The sequence below is a fragment of the Bacillus sp. 17RED48 genome (assembly GCF_019837545.1).
In the GTDB taxonomy this organism is placed as follows: domain Bacteria; phylum Bacillota; class Bacilli; order Bacillales; family Bacillaceae_G; genus Bacillus_A; species Bacillus_A wiedmannii.
Genome location: NZ_JADAXG010000002.1, coordinates 144,669 through 164,134 on the forward strand (window position 1 = coordinate 144,669; position 19,466 = coordinate 164,134).

Here is a 19,466-nt window from a genome sequence, read left to right on the forward strand (position 1 = left end):
TACTATTATACTACTATTATGATTTATAAAACCGTTCAGCAATTTGAACGGTTTTACAGATTATTTAGTTCACCTTAGCCCCATAACATCTTGCTACTGCAACTGCCTGCGCTATATCTAATTTCACATTTTTTAAATCAAAACTTGTAAAATCAATTCTATCAACTACCGCCCCTTTTAAATCTGCACCACTAAGTTTCGCCTTACCTAATTGTGCACCTGTTAAATCTGCTTCACGTAAATCTGCTTTTTCTAAATTACATTCATATAGGTCAGCTTCAATTAAACGTATACCCTTTAACATTTGTTTACTTAAGTTCGCGAACCTTAAATTCGTATATGACCAATCGCCCGATATTATAGTTATTCCATCTAAATTCGCTTCTTCAAAATCAGAGCCAGTCATTTTACATTCTTCAAACTTCGATACGAATAAATTCACACCAACAAACTTACAATTCGCAAATGTAGTTCCTTGATGGATAGAAGCGTTAAATAGAGCACCGGTAAAATCACATTCTATAAAATTACAATTTTCAGTAGAAACTTCCGATGCATCTATCCCTCTAAAACGGCATTTTATGAAAGTACAATTTTTCAATTCCTCTTCTTTAATCAAAACATCTTGAAAATCTATTTCTATATACTCTTTATTTACAAATTCACTCATAACTATTCCTCCGTCTCCTTAAAGAAACCTCACTTGAAAAAAGTGAGGTTTCTTCTCATACAATATGTCCATCTAACCAAGAAATCAAATCTTGAAATACTTCATCTCGATTTACTTCATGGAACATTTCATGTCTTCCATTTTCATATAGACGCAATGTTACATCTTTCACGCCACATTTTTTATAATTTTCATATACTTCTTTTACACCTTTCCCCATATCCCCAACAGGATCACGATTTCCTGAAAAAATATGTATTGGAAGGTTTTTCGGTGTTTTCTTAAACTCTTCTAGTTTATTTACTTCTAATACCCCAGAAAATAATTCACGATAAAAACTTGTTGTACAAATAAATCCACATAAAGGATCCGCAATATATTTATCAACTTGATTATTATCTGAAGATAACCAATCAAATTTCGTACGATTTGGTTTAAAGTGCGAATTGAAATTTCCGAAAGATAAAAAGTTTAGCATCGGACTTTTCGTTTTTGCCCCGCGTAGTTTCATCTCGATTGTCGCTACTTTATGACCAATGACTCCTAAGAATCCCGGGTTCCCACCAGTTCCTGAAATAAGGAATCCATCATATAATCCACCTTTAAGTTGTACAGCACGTCTTGATAAAAAAGAACCCATACTATGTCCAAGTAAAAACAACGGGCATGTCTGCTCTTTTCTTATCGTTTCTGATACAAAAATAACATCAGACACAGCCTCATTCCAACCTACATTTGGTTCAAAATGACCATAATCTTCTTCTCTTTTCACTGTTTTCCCATGACCTTTATGATCATGCGCATAAACACCATACCCTGCTTCTAATAAAGCAGCAATAAAGTCTGTATAAACACCTGCATGTTCTGTCATACCATGTGCAATTTGAATAATCCCTCGCGGATCTCTTTCTGGTAGCCACTTACGTAAATAAATTTCCGATCCATCCAATGCCGTAACGAAACTTTCCTGTACGTTCATTTCGTCAGCCCCCAACTCTATTATGTATATCAAAAAATGAATATCCATTCATTATTCTTATTATGTATTATATGCAATTGCTTTCATTATGACAAATACTGCACTTTTCCAATTAGCTCTATAACTATTATGTTGACGAATTTAAAATAAAATTATATAGTAACTTACATAAAGTAATTATTATATTTTTGGGAGGTTTCTATTATGATGCCATCATTATTTTTAGCACACGGATCACCGATGCTTGCTATTCAAGATACAGAATATACAAGTTTTTTAAAAACACTTGGAGAAACATATAAACCGAAAGCAATTGTTATTTTTACTGCTCACTGGGAAAGTGAAGTATTAACGATTTCCTCATCAGATAACGAATATGAAACAATTTATGATTTTGGAGGTTTTCCTCCTGAGTTATATGAAATTAAATATCGTGCGAAAGGCTCTTCTAACATTGCATCTATGTTAGAAACAAAATTTAAAAACAAAGGTATTCCAGTCCATCATAATATGACGAGAGGTTTAGATCATGGCTCATGGACACTCTTGCACCGCATGTATCCAGAAGCAAATATTCCTGTCGTCCAAATATCAGTCAATCCATTCCTTCCTGCAAAAGAACAATTTGAAATTGGAGAAGCACTAAAAGGACTTAGGCAAGAAGATATTTTAGTAATCGGGAGCGGTGTTACCGTTCATAATTTACGAGCTTTAAAATGGAATCAAACGACACCCGAACAATGGGCAATTGAATTTGATGATTGGATTATTAAACATATGCAGACTACTGATAAAGATGCATTATTTAATTGGGAGAAAAATGCCCCTCATGCACAACTAGCAGTACCAAGAGCAGAGCATTTTGTTCCTTTATTTATCGCTATGGGAAGTGGCGATAATAACGGTGAAGTCATTCACCGTAGTTACGAGCTTGGTACATTAAGCTATCTTTGTCTCCAATTTTAAAGAAAAGGATGAAGCAATCGTTGCTTCATCCTTTTTCTTTTTCATTCACTTAGTTAACTAACTTCCAAATGTCGTTTCTCTGATACCTCTTCGTTCTTATTGTGAAAATAAACCCAAATGCACGCAATAAATAATAGTGATGAAGTAGAAAAGAAAACATATTGGAAGCCCGCATGTGCTGCAATTTGTCCACCAAGTACTGGTCCAATCATATTTCCTAAAAACTGAAACGATTGATTATACCCAAATATTCTTCCCGTTACATGGGTTGGTGTATGTTGTTTTAGTAGAGTTTGTACGGAAGGTAATAGTCCTGCTTGTGCAATACCTAATAAAAAGCGAAGAATTAATAGTTGCCAAGCTGAGGTTACAAATGCTTGCGGAATAAAAATAATTCCTGCAGCAAACAACGCTACAACTAACGTTTTTTGAGGACCGATATGATCTGATAATCTACCTAACTTAGGAGCTGCCATAATAATCGCTAAACCTGTCGCAGACATGACTGCGCCTGCAATCATTTCAATATGAGCTGTTCCTGGGCCTTCTAAATTCTTTACATACAATGTAATAATAGGTTGAATTGACATGTTCGCAAGTTGAATAATAAATGTTGTTACAAATAAACTAATAATTAAATGCTTTGCTGGAACCATCGTCCATACTTTTTTCTGTTGTACTTTTTTTGCTTGAGCGGAGTGATTCTCTTCATGTAGGAAGAAAAAAACGATGAGAAAAGAAAGGAATAAAAAAGCTCCTGTAACAAGAAAAACATGGCGCATTCCAATTAACTCAGACAAATAACCACCAAGTAATGGGCCAAGTAAAGAACCGCTCACGCCACCTGTTGAAATTGTGGAGATTGCCCAACCTGAATGTTCTTTCGGAGTTTCTGCTGCAATAAATGTCATCGCCGTTGAAAGGAAACCAGATACTGCTCCCATTAAAAATCTTAGTGCTACTAATTGATACACATCCGTTACAAATCCCATAAGCGTCATAATAATCGCCATACCTAGGCTCGCACGAATAAGCATCAATTTCCGTCCATGTATATCACCCAGCTTTCCCCATATTGGTGATACGATCGCACCCATTAAAAATGTTATACCAAATGCAAGTCCCGACCACTGTGCAATACTAGAAGTGCCAGTTACTCCTAATTCCTCAATATAAAAAGATAAAAAAGGAATTACTAAACTCATACCGGCTGCAGTGGTAAAACAACCTAGCCAACAAATCATTAAATTTCGTTTCCAGCTGGCCATTTTCACACCTTCTTTCTTTAGATACCCATTCTACACCCTTTCTTGTAAAAAGTTTAGTAATTTGCTTTATTTGTAAGATTTACTACAAAACCCGCTATTTTCTAGTAAAAACCACTACATCTTTACATTATTTTCATAAAAAAACCAACTCCCCTATATGGAGTTGGTTACTTATTCTCTAACGGTATTAAACGCGCATCACAATTTCGCTCATAAAACTCAATCGGACCTGCTTGTCCAATAATTACGTATTCATATCCTTCTTGCTTCATACTATGTAAACAACGATGTAACAATTGCTTCCCTACACCTTTCACTCGATTTTGTTTCGCTGTGCCCATTGGACCAAACAATCCCTTCTTTCCTCTCACTACATCATAACAAGCGAAGCCTACTATCGCTTCTTCTTGTTCTGCTATATAAATAGGTAAATTATCTTTATATGTACGAAATCCATACGCTATCGAATGCAGCCAACGTTCACCAAATTCCGCCTCAACAAAACTTGCTAATTTTTCGAAATCAGAAGAGCTAGCCTTTCTAACAGTACAAGTTAAATCATTATAAGTAGGAACAAAACATTTTAGATCAACCGCTAAATCTCTTGGCTCAGCTATAATATGTAATATATCTCTTTGTATTTGTGCATTTTCAATAAACGTATTTACACGAAATAGTGCATATATAACATGCCCTTCATTCATTATTACTTGCTGAAAACGTTCCATACGTTTCTTCGCTATTTGTAAAATTTCTAGCACCTTATAAGATACCTTATATTGTCCTATTTTTTTATACTCTTGATCCGTTAAATCGTATTGTTTTCGTAATGAAAGTTTTTCTAAAAAATCCGTACCCACGTTACGAAACAAATACATATACAACTCGCTGCAAACTCCAGCACCTTCTTTACACATGCCTATAAGCAGATGAGCTGGTTGAATGATATTACTTTCTGCCTCTTCTGCTGCAATCTTCAATATGTTATGAACACGTTTTGTAAATTTATACTCCTCCATATGTATCTCCACCCCCTATTACTTTACTATTAAACCGTAACCATAAATAAGTGAAACAATTATTCCAACTACCAATATACCTGGCAGTAAATTTGCCACTTTAATTTTAATAATACCAAGTAAGTTCAATCCAATAGCGGCTATCATAATACCACCTGTAGCTGTCATTTCCACTATAAATTGATTCATTAATTCTTTCGGGACCAAACTATTAATTTGTGTTGCAAAAACCGCAATCCCTCCTTCGTATAAAATAACTGGAATCGCCGAAAATACTACACCAATTCCTAAAGTTGTCGTTAATATAATAGAAATAAATCCATCGATAATCGCCTTTGTAAATAAAATATCATGATTGCCGCGAATCCCGCTGTCGAGTGCACCAAGTATCCCCATCGCACCAATTGCAAAAATTAAAGTAGCTGTTACAAAACCTTCTGATATGCTCCCTTTCCCTTTCGATCCAACTTTATTTTCTAGCCAATCTCCTAACTGTTTTAATTTCCCCTCTAATTGTAGCCATTCCCCGATGACGGTACCAATAACTAAACTTAGTATGACAACAAGAAAATTTTCACTTTTCAATGCCATTTGAAGTCCAAGCACAGTAACCGCTAAACCGATTGCATGCATAATTGTTCCCTTCATACTTTCTGGAATTCTACTAAATAATTTACCTAGTAAAGTACCAAATATAATACAAACCCCATTTACAACTGCTCCTAATATAACCATTTCTCATTCTTCACCCTTCGAATTCTTTATTTCTATATTTTGGTTTATACATTGATTTACAGGTTATCTATATGTTAACTTAATATTGAGAATATTAACAAATGTTTTTCACTACATAAACCGCAATTTTTTGTAGTTATACATAAAGTGAAACTTTAACTAGCGCGAGTTTTACTGCCCACAAATTGCGGTATAAACTCAAAAGGGACGGTATTTATGAAAACTTTACTAAAACGATTTCTGTTAATAGCCTTTTGCATTACACCAATTGTTTTATTAATTAACTACTCTTTTACTTCAAAAGCGAAAGACAAACCCGATTTGCAAAACAAATCTAGTAAAACCGCTTCAACAAGTGAAAAGAAAATAGAAGATCAGGAAATTACACTCACCTTCTCTGGTGATACTATGTTCGATTGGCAATTACGTCCTGTAATCGAAAAAAACGGGGCTGATTATCCATTCCAACATGTAAAAGAAGAAATAACAAAAGCTGATATTTCTTTCGTTAATTTAGAGTCAGCATTTACAACGAGAGAAAAAAAAGCACCTGGGCAACTATTTTGGATTAAAAGTGATCCATCCACACTACAAGCTATAAAAAACACTGGATATGACATCGTAAATATCGGGAATAACCATACACTTGATTATGGGCAAGATGGATTATTAGACACGATTTCTCACGTAGAAAAATTAAAGTTCCCATACATTGGAGCCGGAAAGAATGAAAAGGATGCCTATACCGCACGAGAAATTACTGTAAAAGGGAAAAAGTTCAAATTTCTTTCCTTCGTTCGATTTATGCCTGATACGAATTGGGTAGCTCGTGACAAACCTGGCGTTGCGAACGGATATGATTTAAATCTTGTAACAAAAACAATTAAAGAGCAAAAGAAAGATGCAGACTATTTAATCGTCTATATGCATTGGGGCGTTGAAAAATCCAATCGTCCGGTAGAATACCAAAAACAATATGTACCTAAAATGGTTGAAGCAGGAGCTGACGCGATTGTCGGAAGTCACCCACATTGGCTACAAGGATTTGAGTATTATAATAAAGTTCCTATCGCTTACTCATTAGGAAACTTTTTATTCCCAAGTTATGTGAGCGGGAAAAGCGCCGAAACTGGCGTATTAACTTTAACTTTTAAAGGAAAGGATGTCCAAATGTCATTCAATCCTTACATCATTCGCAACAACCAAGTTTCCCCTGTAAATGAGGAAGAAAAGAAAAAAGCTCTACAATATTTACAAACGATTTCAACTGACGTAGAAATTGATGAAGCAGGGGAAATAAAAAATAAACGCAACTAGACAGCGCAAGATAAATTTCTCTGTAACATACATTAGAGGATAGGTGATGAATATGCTAAAAGACTTATTAGAAAATATAAACCTCTTAGAAAACATCTATAAAATGTCTATAGCAATCCTACTTTTATGTTCCTTTTATTCTGTGAGACTATTTAAAAAAATAAAGCGAGAGCGAAATCTTACTCCCTTTGAATTTACAATGTATGTAATTATTCGCATTGCGATATTTTTTTGGTTAGCTAGCTTTATTCTTCTTGAATTTAATGAGTATCTAGTTTAACTTTAAAAAAGATAGAACAAGCATTATATTTCCCCGCTTGTATCTATCTTTTTTATTTGGGTGCTAACTCTTTCCTTCTATTAAATAAGTAAATCAAACAAAACAGGATTTTTATTAAGCTCCATAAATTGAATATTATTTTCTTTAAAACGAGTAATTAATTGCTCATAATCCTCTTTATGTTTTAACTCTACTCCGACTAGTGCTGGGCCATTTTCTTTATTATGCTTCTTAATATACTCAAAGCGCGTAATATCATCTTCTGGCCCTAACCCTTTATCAAGAAATTCTCTTAGCGCACCTGAACGCTGCGGGAATTCAATGATAAAATAATGCTTTAACCCTTCGTAAATGAGCGAACGTTCTTTCATTTCTTGCATTCTATCAATATCATTATTTCCACCACTTAGCGTACATACAACTGTTTTACCTTTTATTTCATCTCTATATAAATCAAGCGCTGCAATAGATAGTGCACCAGCCGGTTCAGCTACAATTGCATTTTTCTTATACAGTTCTAAAATCGTCGTACAAACCTTTCCTTCTGGTACTAAAACAATATCATCAATTACATCTTTACAAGTTTCAAATGTTAACTTCCCTACCTTTTTAACAGCTGCCCCATCAACAAAACTATCTATTTTCTCCAATGCGACATTTTCATTTTGAAGAAAAGCCTCTTTCATAGATGCAGCTCCCATTGGCTCTACACCAATGATCTTTGTAGCAGGACTAACACCTTTAACATATGTACCAACACCTGATGCTAATCCACCACCGCCGATTGCTGTAAAGATATAATCAACTGGTTTCTCCATATCATGCATAATTTCAACTGCCACTGTTCCTTGACCAGCAATAACATACGAATCATCGAACGGATGAACAAACGTCATTCTATTATCCTCACAATAGCGCTGCGCTTCTTGGAAAGAGCTATCAAATGTATCACCAACTAATACAATTTCTGCAAAATCACCACCGAAAAATTGTACTTGCGATACTTTTTGTTTAGGCGTCGTTGTTGGCATGAAGATTTTTGACGGAATCTTCAATAAATTGCACGTATAAGCAACTCCTTGTGCATGATTACCTGCACTTGCACAAACAACACCGTTTTGTAATTGTTCTTTCGATAAACTTTGAATTAAATTGTACGCACCACGGATTTTGAAAGAGCGAATTAATTGTAAGTCTTCTCTTTTTACATAAACGTCACAATCATATTTCTCAGATAAAACTGTATCACGTTGTAACGGTGTTTTAATAACGATATCTTTCATGCAATTATGAGCCATTAAGATATCTTCAATTTTCACTCTCTCCTTTACCTTCTGCACCATTTCATATCATCCTTATCTCTTTTAAATTGGCTCAATCAAAATTCGGGATTTTTAGAACTGCACCTGTATTCGCCGATGTTACCATCTGTGCATAACGTCCAAGCCAGCCAGTTTTCACTTTCGGTTCTGGTCGTTTCCATTCTTTTTTACGCTTATCTAATTCTTCATCACTAACTCTTACTTCTAACAATCTTTCCTCAACATCGATACAAACGATATCCCCTTGCTTGAGAAGTGCAATCGTTCCGCCCGCAGCTGCTTCTGGCGAAATATGCCCTACCGAAATACCACGTGAAGCTCCAGAAAAACGACCATCCGTTAATAGCGCAACATCTGCACCTAATCCCATACCAGCAATCGCTGATGTTGGTGCTAACATTTCCGGCATACCAGGGCCGCCTCTTGGTCCTTCATAGCGAATAACAACTACATCGCCTTTCTTAACCTTTCCAAGCATAATGCCCGCAAGCGCCTCATCTTGTGAATTAAAAATAACGCAAGGTCCTTCAAATCGTTTTACTTCTGTTGCCCCACTTTTAATAACTGCCCCATCTTTCGCAAGGTTTCCTTTTAATATACGTAATCCCCCTTCTTCACTATGAGGGTTTTCGAGAGAATGAATAACTTCCTTATCTTTAATCTCTGCATGAGCAATGTTTTCTCTTAACGTCTGCCCAGTAGCCGTTATTCGGTCTAGATGAAGTACCCCTTCTTTTCGGCTCATCTCTTTCAAAATTGCACTAATCCCGCCCGCTCGATCAATATCTTCCATATGCCAATTGGAAGCAGGGCTTACTTTACATAAATGTGGTACACGTCTTGAAACGGCATCAATGCGGTTCATATCGTAATCTAATCCAGCCTCTTGCGCGAGCGCCAATGTGTGCAACACTGTATTTGTTGAACCGCCCATCGCCATATCAAGTGCGAACGCATCATCAATTGCTTCTTCCGTTACAATGTCTCGCGGTTTAATATCTCTTTCAATTAAAATCTTTAATTTCTCTGCTGCTTGTTTAATTAATTCTTCGCGTCTTGGATCGATGGCTAAAATACTTCCGTTACCCGGAAGAGCTAAACCTAATACTTCACATAAACAGTTCATAGAGTTCGCTGTAAACATACCGGAACAAGAACCACAAGATGGACAGCCATGATCTTCAATATCCTTTAATTCTTCTTCTGAAATTTTACCAGATTGATAAGCTCCTACTCCTTCAAAAACAGAACTTAAATCGACAACTTCTCCTTTAGATGTTTTTCCAGCCGCCATCGGACCACCTGAAACGAATACAGTTGGAATGTTAATACGAAGTGCAGCCATCATCATACCGGGTGTGATTTTGTCACAGTTTGGAATACAAATCATACCATCAAACCAATGTGCATTTACAACCGTTTCTACTGAATCTGCTATGATTTCACGACTCGGAAGCGAATAACGCATACCGATATGCCCCATCGCAATACCGTCATCTACTCCAATTGTATTAAATTCAAATGGAACCATACCTGCTGCACGCACTGCTTCTTTAACAAGTTTCCCAAACTCATTTAAGTGCTTATGACCTGGAATAATTTCAATAAAAGAATTACAGATAGCTATAAACGGTTTATCAAAATCTTCATCTTTCAAACCAGTTGCTTTTAATAAACTACGGTGCGGCGCTTTATCAAAACCTTTTTTAATCATGTCACTTCTCATCTTGTCAAATCCCCTCTTACGTATTTTTCACTTATAATCTCTTATTCTATTTCTTTACTAATTCTTTCGGTGCGTGAATCCAGCTCATCATTTCACGAAGCTCTGCTCCTACTTTTTCTAACTGATGATTTTGTTCTGCTTTTTTCATCGCATTATACGTTGGTCGCCCAGCTTGATTTTCTAAAATCCACTTCTTCGCGAATTCACCTTGCTGAATTTCTGTAAGTACTCGTTTCATTTCTTTCTTTGTTTCATCTGTAACAATTCTCGACCCTGTTACATAATCTCCGAACTCTGCCGTATCGGAAATAGAATGGCGCATGTTCGTTAAACCACCTTCGTACATTAAATCAACAATTAACTTTAATTCATGTAAACATTCAAAGTATGCAATTTCAGGACGATATCCGCCTTCTGTTAATGTTTCAAAACCAGCTTTCACAAGTGCCGTTACCCCGCCGCAAAGCACTGCTTGCTCACCGAATAAATCCGTCTCTGTTTCTTCTTGGAATGTCGTTTCAATTACGCCTGCACGTGTACAGCCTACACCTTTTGCATACGCAAGAGCTAAACTTAATGCTGTTCCTGTTGCATCTTGATGTACTGCTACTAATGCCGGAACACCATTTCCTTCTTGAAATACACGCCGAACGAGATGACCTGGACTTTTTGGCGCGACCATCGCTACATCTACGTAACTTGGCGGGTTAATTTGTCCGAAGTGAATATTAAATCCATGTGAGAAAAGTAACATTTGTCCTTCACGGAGATTCTCTTCTACTTCTACTTTATACACATGTGCTTGCTGTTCATCTGGCAATAGCATTTGTACAACTTGCGCGGTTCGAACAGCTTCTGAAACAGACATTACTTCAAATCCATCTGCTTTTGCTACTTCAAAAGACTTACCAGGCCGAACACCAACTACAACTTCCACACCAGAATTACGTAAATTTTGTGCCTGCGCATGACCTTGAGATCCATAACCAATTACCGCAATTGTTTTCCCTTGTAATAACTCTAAATTTGCATCTTTCTCATAATACGTTTTCATATTCCATACACTCCCTATAATTTATTTACTTGCAGTACATCAATTAATTTTTTCAACTGATCAACAAGTAATGTCGCTTCATTTTCAGTACAAACTGCTGTGAGTTTCATTTCAGAAACACCACTAGTATCTCTTTCGTTTAAATGTAAAGAAGAAATATAATAACCACGCCGAGCAAAAATCCCACTTATACGTAATAAGACGCTTGGCTCGTTATGAATAATGAGTGAAAAAGTATGGCTCATTCTTCCCACCTCTTCATAATCATTTCGTTATTCCCTTTGTTTGGCGGAACCATTGGAAATACGTTTTCACCTTCTTCTACACAAAAATCAACTACGACAGGACCTTCATGAGCAATTGCTTCTAACATCACTTGTTTCGCCTCGGTTGAATTCGTCGCTCTTAATCCCTTCACTCCATAAGCTTCTGCCACTTTCACAAAATCTGGCGATCCGATTTTTGACTCTGATAAACGATTTTCATAAAACATTTCTTGCCATTGCCTTACCATCCCTAAAAATTTGTTATTTATAATAAATACTTTTACAGGAATATTATTTTCAGCAATTGTTTGTAGTTCTTGAATGTTCATTTGAAAAGAAGCATCGCCTGCAATACAAATGACGAGTTCTTCTTCTTTTGCAAGCTGAGCACCAATTGCCGCCGGGAAACCAAACCCCATCGTTCCTAGTCCGCCAGATGTTAGAAAAGTCCGTGGGTTTTTCGCTTTATAAAAATGCGCAGCCCACATTTGATGTTGTCCTACTTCTGTCGTAACAATCGCTTCACCGTTCGTTAATTCACTTACTAGGCTAATAACATGCTGTGGTTTCAACTCACATTCTTTTTGATTGTAAGAAAGAGGATATTCCTCTTTCCACTCCTCGATTTTCGTAAGCCATTCTTTTGTTTGTGTATTAATCGGCATATGTAACAACATGTGTAATGCTTTTTTCACATCTCCAACAATCGGATATTCCACAGTTACATTTTTATGGAACTCCGCAGGATCTATATCAATATGTACCTTTTTCGAATGCGGAGAAAAGAGTTCTAATTTTCCTGTTACACGATCATCGAAGCGAACACCTAACGCAAGTAATAAATCACATTCTGTTACTGCCATATTTGCAGCGTACGTTCCATGCATGCCGAGCATTCCTAAAAATAACGAATCTCCCGGCGGATATGCACCTATTCCCATTAAAGTGGAAACGACAGGAATACGATTCTCCCTCGCAAACTGGATGAGTTCATCTGATCCACCTGCATGAATGACACCTCCGCCGATATAAAGAAGTGGGCGTTTTGCTTTTGAAATTTCTTTAGCCACCTCTCTAAGCTTCCTACTGTCTGGCATAGGCTCTATTTTGTATCCTGGAATCTCAATTACTTCATTATAAAAATTTGTTACATTTTCATTTTGAACATCTTTTGGAATATCAATTAATACTGGTCCCGGTCGCCCGCTTTCGGCGATATAAAAAGCTTCTTGTACAATACGTGATAAATGATTCACATCACGAACTTGGTAATTATGCTTCGTAACAGGTACTGTAATCCCGATAACATCTGCTTCTTGAAATCCGTCTTTTCCGATGAGAGGTTTTGCAACTTGCCCTGTAATAACAACTAAAGGAATCGAATCCATATAAGCATCTGCTAAACCCGTAACTAAATTTGTCGCCCCTGGTCCAGAGGTAGCAAAGACCACCCCGACATTTCCAGAAGCTCTCGCATACCCTTCTGCCGCATGAATGGCAGCTTGTTCATGACGAGTTAAAACGTGCTTCAAACCACTTCCGTATAACGCATCGTATACTGGCAAAATCGCTCCGCCCGGATAACCGAAAACAGTCGTTACACCTAAATTTTTCAAACATTGAATAACGTGTCCGGCACCTGTCACATTTTCACACTGTAATTTCTCACATGTTGTATGCTGCTCCATTTTAATTAACTCCTCTCCCTATCTACAGTAAGCTCTCCGCCAGTCCTGGAACACGTACCCCTCTTTCTCTCGTTAACTTTTTAAATTCCTCTGTCAATTGTTTCGTTACACTTCCCGGTCTCCCATCTCCTATTTCTCTTGAATCAACTTTTACAACCGGAATTAATTCTGCTGCCGTTCCTGTTAAAAACACTTCATCAGCTACATATACGTCATGACGAGTAAACGGTCTTTCCTCACACCGAATATTAAGTCGCTCACATAGCTCGATAACACTATTTCTCGTAATACCTTCTAGCGCTCCTAAATAAGAAGGAGGTGTTAACACTTTTCCATCTTTCACAACGAAAACATTATCTCCAGATCCTTCACAAACATATCCTTGTTGATTTAACATAAGTGCCTCTAGCACTCCTGCTTGCGCCGCTTCAATTTTTACAAGTACGTTATTTAAGTAGTTCATTGACTTAATGCGTGGATCTAGTGCATCTGGCGTATTACGTCTTGATGCAACAGATACAACGCTTAATCCATTATCGTAAAATTCCTGAGGGAATAACTTTAATTGTTCTGCAATGATAATAACGCTCGGTTTCACACAACTTCTAGGGTCGAGCCCTAAGTCACCTTTTCCTCGTGAAACAATTAAACGAATGTAAGCATCCGCATACTCATTTTTTTGCAACGTTTGTAAAACCGCTTCTTCCATTTCTTCAACCGTCAATGGGATTGTAAGTAAAATAGATTTTGCCGATTCATATAATCGTTTTACATGTTCTTTTAAACAAAATACATTTCCACCGTAACTACGAATTCCTTCAAATACACCGTCTCCGTATAAAAAACCGTGATCATATACTGAAACAACTGCCTTTTCCTTTTCTACAAATTCCCCATTCATATAAATGTACTGGTTTCCCATCTCACATCGCTCCTCTTTTTTTCTCTCTATTTTTGCAATCTATTTCTATATCGATTGCTGAGATGAGTATTTTTAACAGAATATTCAGTATATAAACCTTAAAAATATACTCGTCTCAACAATCGATTACATACATACTTGTAGCAATCCATTGCTGAGACGAGGGAATCGTGGTACCACTCAGCTTCCTTACACTTCTCACGAAATATAAGCTCTGCAAGTCCAATTAGACTTTTGTTTTTCTATCGGAAACAACTCCGCTACTTTTTACTAGTTTCAAAAGTAGTGCTCCGAGGTGATCTTCAATGATGAAATTGTTACCGCCCTCACAGCTTCTAGGCGGCTCTCTGAAACAATTTTTATCATTTACTCTCCTCTTCTACGCATTCTCTTATTCGATTTTTTAAAATAAAAACTCTCGCCTCAGCAATCAACTACTACAATTTAGTAGCTTTGATTGCTGAGGCGAGAGTTTCGCGGTACCACTCAGCTTCCTTATACTTCTCGCGAAATATAAGCTTTGTAGGTCCAATTAGACCCCCGTCCTTTTATCGGAGACGATGCCGTCGCCCTCTACTCAGTTTCCCTTTCGCAAGCGATGCTCCGAGGTGATCTTCAATGATTCGATTGTTACTACTCTCACAGCCTAGGAGCAGCTCTCTGAAACGATCATAACCATCTACTTTCCTCTTCTTTGCATATGTAACATATGAAGTTGGAAAATTCTTAATTAACTTTTATTTGTTAAACGTATTATAGGACGTTGTTCTTTTCATTGTCAACATGTTTTTCCGAAAAAAAATAAAATTCAATCAATTCAAGAGAAGTTTATTTATTTTTTCTCAAAACAAAATCGGAATGAACTTCTTACACATACTCATATATTACTTAAGTATGTTCGCATTACTACATAAAGAAAAACAACTTAATAACATATAAAATTTTTTGAGGAGATGAGAAAACTATGTTAAAAGGAAAAGTGGCATTAGTTACAGGAGCAAGCCGAGGAATTGGACGTGCTATTGCAAAACGTTTAGCAAACGACGGTGCATTAGTTGCTATTCATTACGGAAATCGAAAAGAAGATGCTGAAGAAACTGTTTATGAAATTCAATCAAATGGCGGATCTGCTTTTTCTATCGGTGCAAACCTTGAATCTTTACATGGTGTAGAAACCCTTTATAGTTCTTTAGATAACGAATTACAAAAAAGAACTGGTAGTACTAAATTCGATATTTTAATAAACAACGCTGGAATTGGTCCTGGTGCTTTTATTGAAGAAACGACTGAACAATTTTTTGATAGAATGGTTTCAGTAAATGCAAAAGCACCATTCTTTATCATCCAACAAGCTCTATCTCGTTTACGTGACAATAGCCGAATTATTAATATTTCATCCGCTGCCACTCGTATTTCTTTACCTGATTTCGTTGCATATAGTATGACGAAAGGCGCTATTAATACGATGACTTTCACACTAGCAAAACAGCTCGGAGCACGAGGAATAACAGTGAATGCAATACTTCCTGGATTTATTAAAACAGATATGAATGCGGAACTCTTGAGCGACCCAATGATGAAACAGTACGCTACTACCATTTCCGCTTTTAATCGCTTAGGTGAAGTAGAAGATATTGCCGATACCGCGGCATTTCTCGCTTCTCCAGACAGCCGCTGGGTTACTGGACAATTAATTGATGTGAGCGGAGGATCTTGTTTGTAATTTCTTAATCTACTTACGCAAAAAAAGGCCAGCACTTTTGCTGGCCTTTTTCATTGTGTAAAACGATACCCTACTCCCCAAATTGTCTCGATATATGATTTATCGAATGGATCGAGTTCAATTTTGTGACGAATATTTTTCACATGTACAGCAACCGTTGCTGCATCACCAATTACATCCATCCCCCATACAGTTTCAAAGAGACGATCTTTACTAAATACTTGATTTGGATGTTCTGCCATACAAGTTAATAAATCAAATTCTTTTCCTGTTAGCATGACCTCAGTTCCATTTACAAATACACGTCGGGCCGATTTATCAATAAGCAATCCTCGAATACGAATTTCATCTTTTATTTGTTCTCGTTTTCCTGTTAAACGATCATAACGAGCTAGATGAGCATTTACACGTGCCACCATTTCACTCGGGCTAAACGGTTTTATAATATAATCATCTGCTCCAAAACCTAACCCTTTAATTTTATCGATTTCCTCTTGTTTTGCGGATACCATAAGTATTGGGATGTCCTTTTTCAATCGAACTTGTTTACAAATTTCATATCCATCTATTCCCGGTAACATTATGTCTAAAATTAACAAGTCATAATCCTCCAGAAGAACTCTTTGTAAACCTTTTTCGCCAGAGTAATCAATATCTACTGTATACCCAGCAACCTCTAAATAATCCTTTTCTAACTCTGCTATAATTGCTTCATCTTCAATAATTAAAATTCTTTTCAAGATGCTCTCCTTTTTCTAATTGATTTTTTGTAATGTAAATGCCAGCGTCGTTCCTTTACCTTTTTTGCTTTCTACCCAAATATCACCACCATGTTGTGTGATAATCTGATGTGCAATTGACAAACCAAGTCCGCTTCCACCTGTTTTAGAATTTCTAGAATAATCTGCACGATAAAACCTTTCAAATATATGAGGCAACGCCTTCTCTTCTATTCCTACCCCATTATCTTTTATGTAAATCGTTACATAATCAATAGATTCAGTCATGCGAATTCCTATATAGCCCTCTTCTTTATCCATATACTTCACACTATTCCAAATGATATTTGTAATAACGCGTCGTAATTTTTCACGATCACCTTTTACCAAAATAGAAGTATCCTTTTGAGCATCCCATCTCACTGCAATTCCCTTATCTTGTAATTCAAGCTGTAGTTCTTCTATACAATCAGATAAGTATTGATTAATTTCAACCTCTTCAAATTGAAACGGTTCCTCTTTTAAATCAAGTTTTGAAAAGAGAAAAAGCTCGTCAATTAATTGATCCATATCAAACACTTTATGATAAATAATCGTTAAATATTTATCTAATTGTTCTGGAGTTCGAGCGATACCCTCTTTAATTCCTTGTACATAACCTTTAATAGCCGTAATTGGCGTCCGTAAATCATGAGAAATATTTGAAAGCAACTCTTTACGATTTTTTTCATATTGCATTTGCAACTCGACCGATTCCTTCAACCTGCCACGCATCTCTTCAAACGATAAACTTAATTCACCTATTTCATCTTTCGCAAGTGGCTTTACTTGAAAATCTAAATCACCCTTTTGAATTCTTTCCGTTGCCTGCTTTAATGAATGCAATGGTTTAATAATACTCCGTGATATAAAATATGTTAATATTCCATTCGTAATAATTAACCCAAGTATTAAAGAGAATACGAAATACGGGAAAAATTCTCTAATCATTTCTTCTAAAGGATTTACATACTCAAATACAAAAATACTAACCTTATCCTTCTCTTCATCGTAGTAATCAAATTGCTTATAGTAAAAAGAATTACCCTCTATTTTCACATCCATTCCCTTTCTTTGTCCTTCCGTTTCAAATGCGGGTAGGTATTTATCAAACGAAGAGATTTTAAAATATGGGGATGAATATGTAAGCTCATCATTTTTTCGAATTAGTAATCCTGCTTGATTATCGTTTAATTCTTTATCAGTTTCCTTTAAAAAATTTATATCCTCCAATTTATCTGGAGCATACGATGAAAGAATTTTCAACCTACTAAAAATATCATCTTCATCTTCTTTTGTACGAATAGCTCCCTCCTGCTCTTTATCAATGAGAGAATGACTATTTTGATTAAGACCAATGATTGCTTTTGCAATACGAATATCACCAAATAAAGTAACACTAATTAAAATAACTGCTATACCGCAAAAAACGATTGGAATAATTACCATCGCAACATACGACAACAGCAATCTAATACGGATTGACATTACAGAACTCCTATGAACATTATAATTTTAGCTTGTTACAGAATTCACCGGAAACGAAACTTGACTCATCCAAATACCAGCTAATAATACGAGTATAGCTAGAACAATTTCTAAGAGCAATAAACGGCGATTAACTGTTCCAATATCGTTACCCCATGTTTTCGTTTGTCTCCATGCTACAATTGTAATTATACATACAGTAAGAATCTTTATATTTAAAAGGTTCGTCCATATTGAATTAAAATTAAAAAGTACCCAATTCCTCGTCTGTAAAAACACAATTAATTCCCCAGAAAGAAATGCTAGAATAAATGAAATACCAGCAATAATACTAAAATGTTTACGGAAACGCTTTTGATCAAATGTAATTTTGTATAATGTTGTCCACGCTATAACAAGAGCTAAATAAATAAGTGCTCCTAGCCACACTGCAATACTCATAACGTGGACCATTCTAATTATAACTGCTGCCCAATTTGGATTCGTAATCCATACATGACCTGTGAAAGAAAAACTCGCAACAAGAAATCCCCAAACTAGCGCATACCATTCGTTCCCCATATGCTGTAAAGACATAAGAACTAATAATAGCAGTTGAATCATAATAATAAATGAAAATGGCGAATGAATAAGTAAACTTCCCTTCGGAATAACTGACTTATATACTATTAATTCGGCTATTAATCCTACTACAAGTATAGAGAAGAAAATCTTTTTCATATTCTTCATTCTTTGCAATATGGAAGGTAATCTATAACGTTTTACAAACATATCGATCCACTTTACTCCTGCTCCAATTAAAATCATTCCCTCTACAATATAGCGTAGTGTTACTATCATAACATCTGAAAATACTGAGCCACTCCCACTCGCATTTCCCTCTACCACTACATTAGTTTGTAATTCTTCTCCAATTGAAAAGGGATAGCCTCCCTCACTCGGATGTCCGTCTGCAGAAATCATAGACCACCTTACTGTGTAAGTACCATTATTTAAGTTTGGTAATTTCACTTTTATTTTTTTGGGGTTATCTAATATTTCAACCTTTGATACTTGCACTCTCTTTGCACTTGGATCTAGCAGTTCAATATTGACTACATTTCCTGTAACTGGTTCACTAAATTCAAGAATAATCTGTTCCGGTTGTACTGTAAGAACCTCCCCCTCTTTAGGGGTGGCTCCTACAACACTTGTATGAGCAAATACACTACTATGAGAAAATAAAAATATACTTACACTTGTTAAAATAAATACTATCATTCTATAAAGCATGAAAACCTCCGTA

General features: G+C 36.1%; 18 protein-coding genes and 2 other annotated features. Of the genes, 4 read left to right on the plus strand and 14 right to left on the minus strand.

The genetic code is table 11. The features are described 5' to 3' along the window. Nucleotides 1-64: 64 nt before the first annotated feature. Nucleotides 65-670, minus strand: coding sequence for a pentapeptide repeat-containing protein (locus ILT06_RS07380; protein WP_048561151.1), 606 nt, complete (start codon nt 668-670; stop codon nt 65-67). Nucleotides 671-725: 55 nt separating this feature from the next. Beyond that, a complete protein-coding gene (locus tag ILT06_RS07385; RefSeq protein WP_001102603.1) occupies nt 726-1,649 on the minus strand; it encodes an alpha/beta hydrolase in 924 nt (307 codons plus the stop codon). 204 nt (nt 1,650-1,853) lie between these two features. Here ILT06_RS07385 and ILT06_RS07390 point away from each other — a divergent pair, with 204 nt between their 5' ends. Continuing rightward, entirely contained in the window at nt 1,854-2,615 is a 762-nt protein-coding gene (locus ILT06_RS07390; protein WP_222654987.1) for a DODA-type extradiol aromatic ring-opening family dioxygenase, read from the plus strand. A gap of 53 nt (nt 2,616-2,668) precedes the next feature. On the opposite strand, the gene ILT06_RS07395 is transcribed toward ILT06_RS07390, so the two are convergent. The 3 genes from ILT06_RS07395 to ILT06_RS07405 all read right to left on the minus strand — a co-directional run bounded on the left by ILT06_RS07395 (nt 2,669) and on the right by ILT06_RS07405 (nt 5,637). Beyond that, nucleotides 2,669-3,883: a multidrug efflux MFS transporter gene (locus ILT06_RS07395; RefSeq protein WP_000179291.1), complete on the minus strand. Its 1,215-nt coding sequence runs from the start codon at nt 3,881-3,883 to the stop codon at nt 2,669-2,671. 167 nt (nt 3,884-4,050) lie between these two features. Then, nucleotides 4,051-4,902 (minus strand): GNAT family N-acetyltransferase, encoded by an 852-nt coding sequence (locus ILT06_RS07400; RefSeq protein ID WP_064476425.1) that lies wholly within the window; start codon nt 4,900-4,902, stop codon nt 4,051-4,053. A gap of 18 nt (nt 4,903-4,920) precedes the next feature. Then, a complete protein-coding gene (locus tag ILT06_RS07405; RefSeq protein WP_064476426.1) occupies nt 4,921-5,637 on the minus strand; it encodes a DUF554 domain-containing protein in 717 nt (238 codons plus the stop codon). 216 nt (nt 5,638-5,853) lie between these two features. On the opposite strand from ILT06_RS07405, the gene ILT06_RS07410 reads away from it, so the two are divergent. Together ILT06_RS07410 and ILT06_RS07415 are read left to right on the plus strand one after the other, a co-directional pair. Further along, the gene (locus ILT06_RS07410; RefSeq protein ID WP_098111529.1) at nt 5,854-6,954 is read left to right on the plus strand and encodes a CapA family protein; all 1,101 of its coding nucleotides are present in this window, start codon (nt 5,854-5,856) and stop codon (nt 6,952-6,954) included. A 52-nt stretch (nt 6,955-7,006) separates the two neighbouring features. Next, nucleotides 7,007-7,234: a hypothetical protein gene (locus ILT06_RS07415; RefSeq protein ID WP_033657814.1), complete on the plus strand. Its 228-nt coding sequence runs from the start codon at nt 7,007-7,009 to the stop codon at nt 7,232-7,234. Between the two features lie 80 nt (nt 7,235-7,314). Here the strand turns inward: ILT06_RS07415 and ilvA are convergent, their stop codons facing one another. From ilvA to ilvE, 6 genes are read right to left on the minus strand one after another with little or no spacing between them, the layout of a single operon-like run. Then, the gene (gene ilvA, locus ILT06_RS07420; RefSeq protein ID WP_064476428.1) at nt 7,315-8,577 is read right to left on the minus strand and encodes a threonine ammonia-lyase IlvA; all 1,263 of its coding nucleotides are present in this window, start codon (nt 8,575-8,577) and stop codon (nt 7,315-7,317) included. Nucleotides 8,578-8,608: 31 nt separating this feature from the next. After that, complete coding sequence (gene ilvD, locus ILT06_RS07425) at nt 8,609-10,282, minus strand: dihydroxy-acid dehydratase (protein ID WP_064476429.1); 1,674 nt, start codon at nt 10,280-10,282, stop codon at nt 8,609-8,611. Between the two features lie 46 nt (nt 10,283-10,328). After that, on the minus strand, nt 10,329-11,336 hold the full coding sequence (gene ilvC / locus ILT06_RS07430; protein ID WP_064476430.1) for a ketol-acid reductoisomerase: 1,008 nt from the start codon (nt 11,334-11,336) through the stop codon (nt 10,329-10,331). Between the two features lie 14 nt (nt 11,337-11,350). After that, nucleotides 11,351-11,581 carry an ACT domain-containing protein gene (locus ILT06_RS07435; protein ID WP_064476431.1) on the minus strand — a complete coding sequence of 77 codons (231 nt, stop codon included), beginning with the start codon at nt 11,579-11,581 and terminating at the stop codon, nt 11,351-11,353. Beyond that, nucleotides 11,578-13,290, minus strand: coding sequence for an acetolactate synthase large subunit (ilvB, locus tag ILT06_RS07440; RefSeq protein WP_064476432.1), 1,713 nt, complete (start codon nt 13,288-13,290; stop codon nt 11,578-11,580). Before ilvB ends, ILT06_RS07435 begins: the two co-directional genes overlap by 4 nt. A 22-nt stretch (nt 13,291-13,312) precedes the next feature. Then, on the minus strand, nt 13,313-14,212 hold the full coding sequence (gene ilvE / locus ILT06_RS07445; protein ID WP_088048511.1) for a branched-chain-amino-acid transaminase: 900 nt from the start codon (nt 14,210-14,212) through the stop codon (nt 13,313-13,315). A gap of 152 nt (nt 14,213-14,364) precedes the next feature. Beyond that, nucleotides 14,365-14,603, minus strand: a binding site (T-box leader). Nucleotides 14,604-14,670: 67 nt separating this feature from the next. Further along, nucleotides 14,671-14,916 (minus strand) — a binding site (T-box leader). A gap of 260 nt (nt 14,917-15,176) precedes the next feature. On the opposite strand from ilvE, the gene ILT06_RS07450 reads away from it, so the two are divergent. After that, entirely contained in the window at nt 15,177-15,935 is a 759-nt protein-coding gene (locus ILT06_RS07450) for an SDR family oxidoreductase (protein WP_064476434.1), read from the plus strand. A gap of 50 nt (nt 15,936-15,985) precedes the next feature. On the opposite strand, the gene ILT06_RS07455 is transcribed toward ILT06_RS07450, so the two are convergent. The 3 genes from ILT06_RS07455 to ILT06_RS07465 are packed head-to-tail and all read right to left on the minus strand — an operon-like array spanning nt 15,986 to nt 19,453. Next, the gene (locus ILT06_RS07455; protein ID WP_064476435.1) at nt 15,986-16,675 is read right to left on the minus strand and encodes a response regulator transcription factor; all 690 of its coding nucleotides are present in this window, start codon (nt 16,673-16,675) and stop codon (nt 15,986-15,988) included. A 15-nt stretch (nt 16,676-16,690) separates the two neighbouring features. After that, nucleotides 16,691-18,181, minus strand: a complete 1,491-nt coding sequence (locus tag ILT06_RS07460; RefSeq protein WP_064476436.1) for a sensor histidine kinase — start codon at nt 18,179-18,181, stop codon at nt 16,691-16,693. Nucleotides 18,182-18,208: 27 nt separating this feature from the next. Next, nucleotides 18,209-19,453, minus strand: a complete 1,245-nt coding sequence (locus ILT06_RS07465; RefSeq protein WP_222654988.1) for a copper resistance CopC/CopD family protein — start codon at nt 19,451-19,453, stop codon at nt 18,209-18,211. Nucleotides 19,454-19,466: the final 13 nt, after the last annotated feature.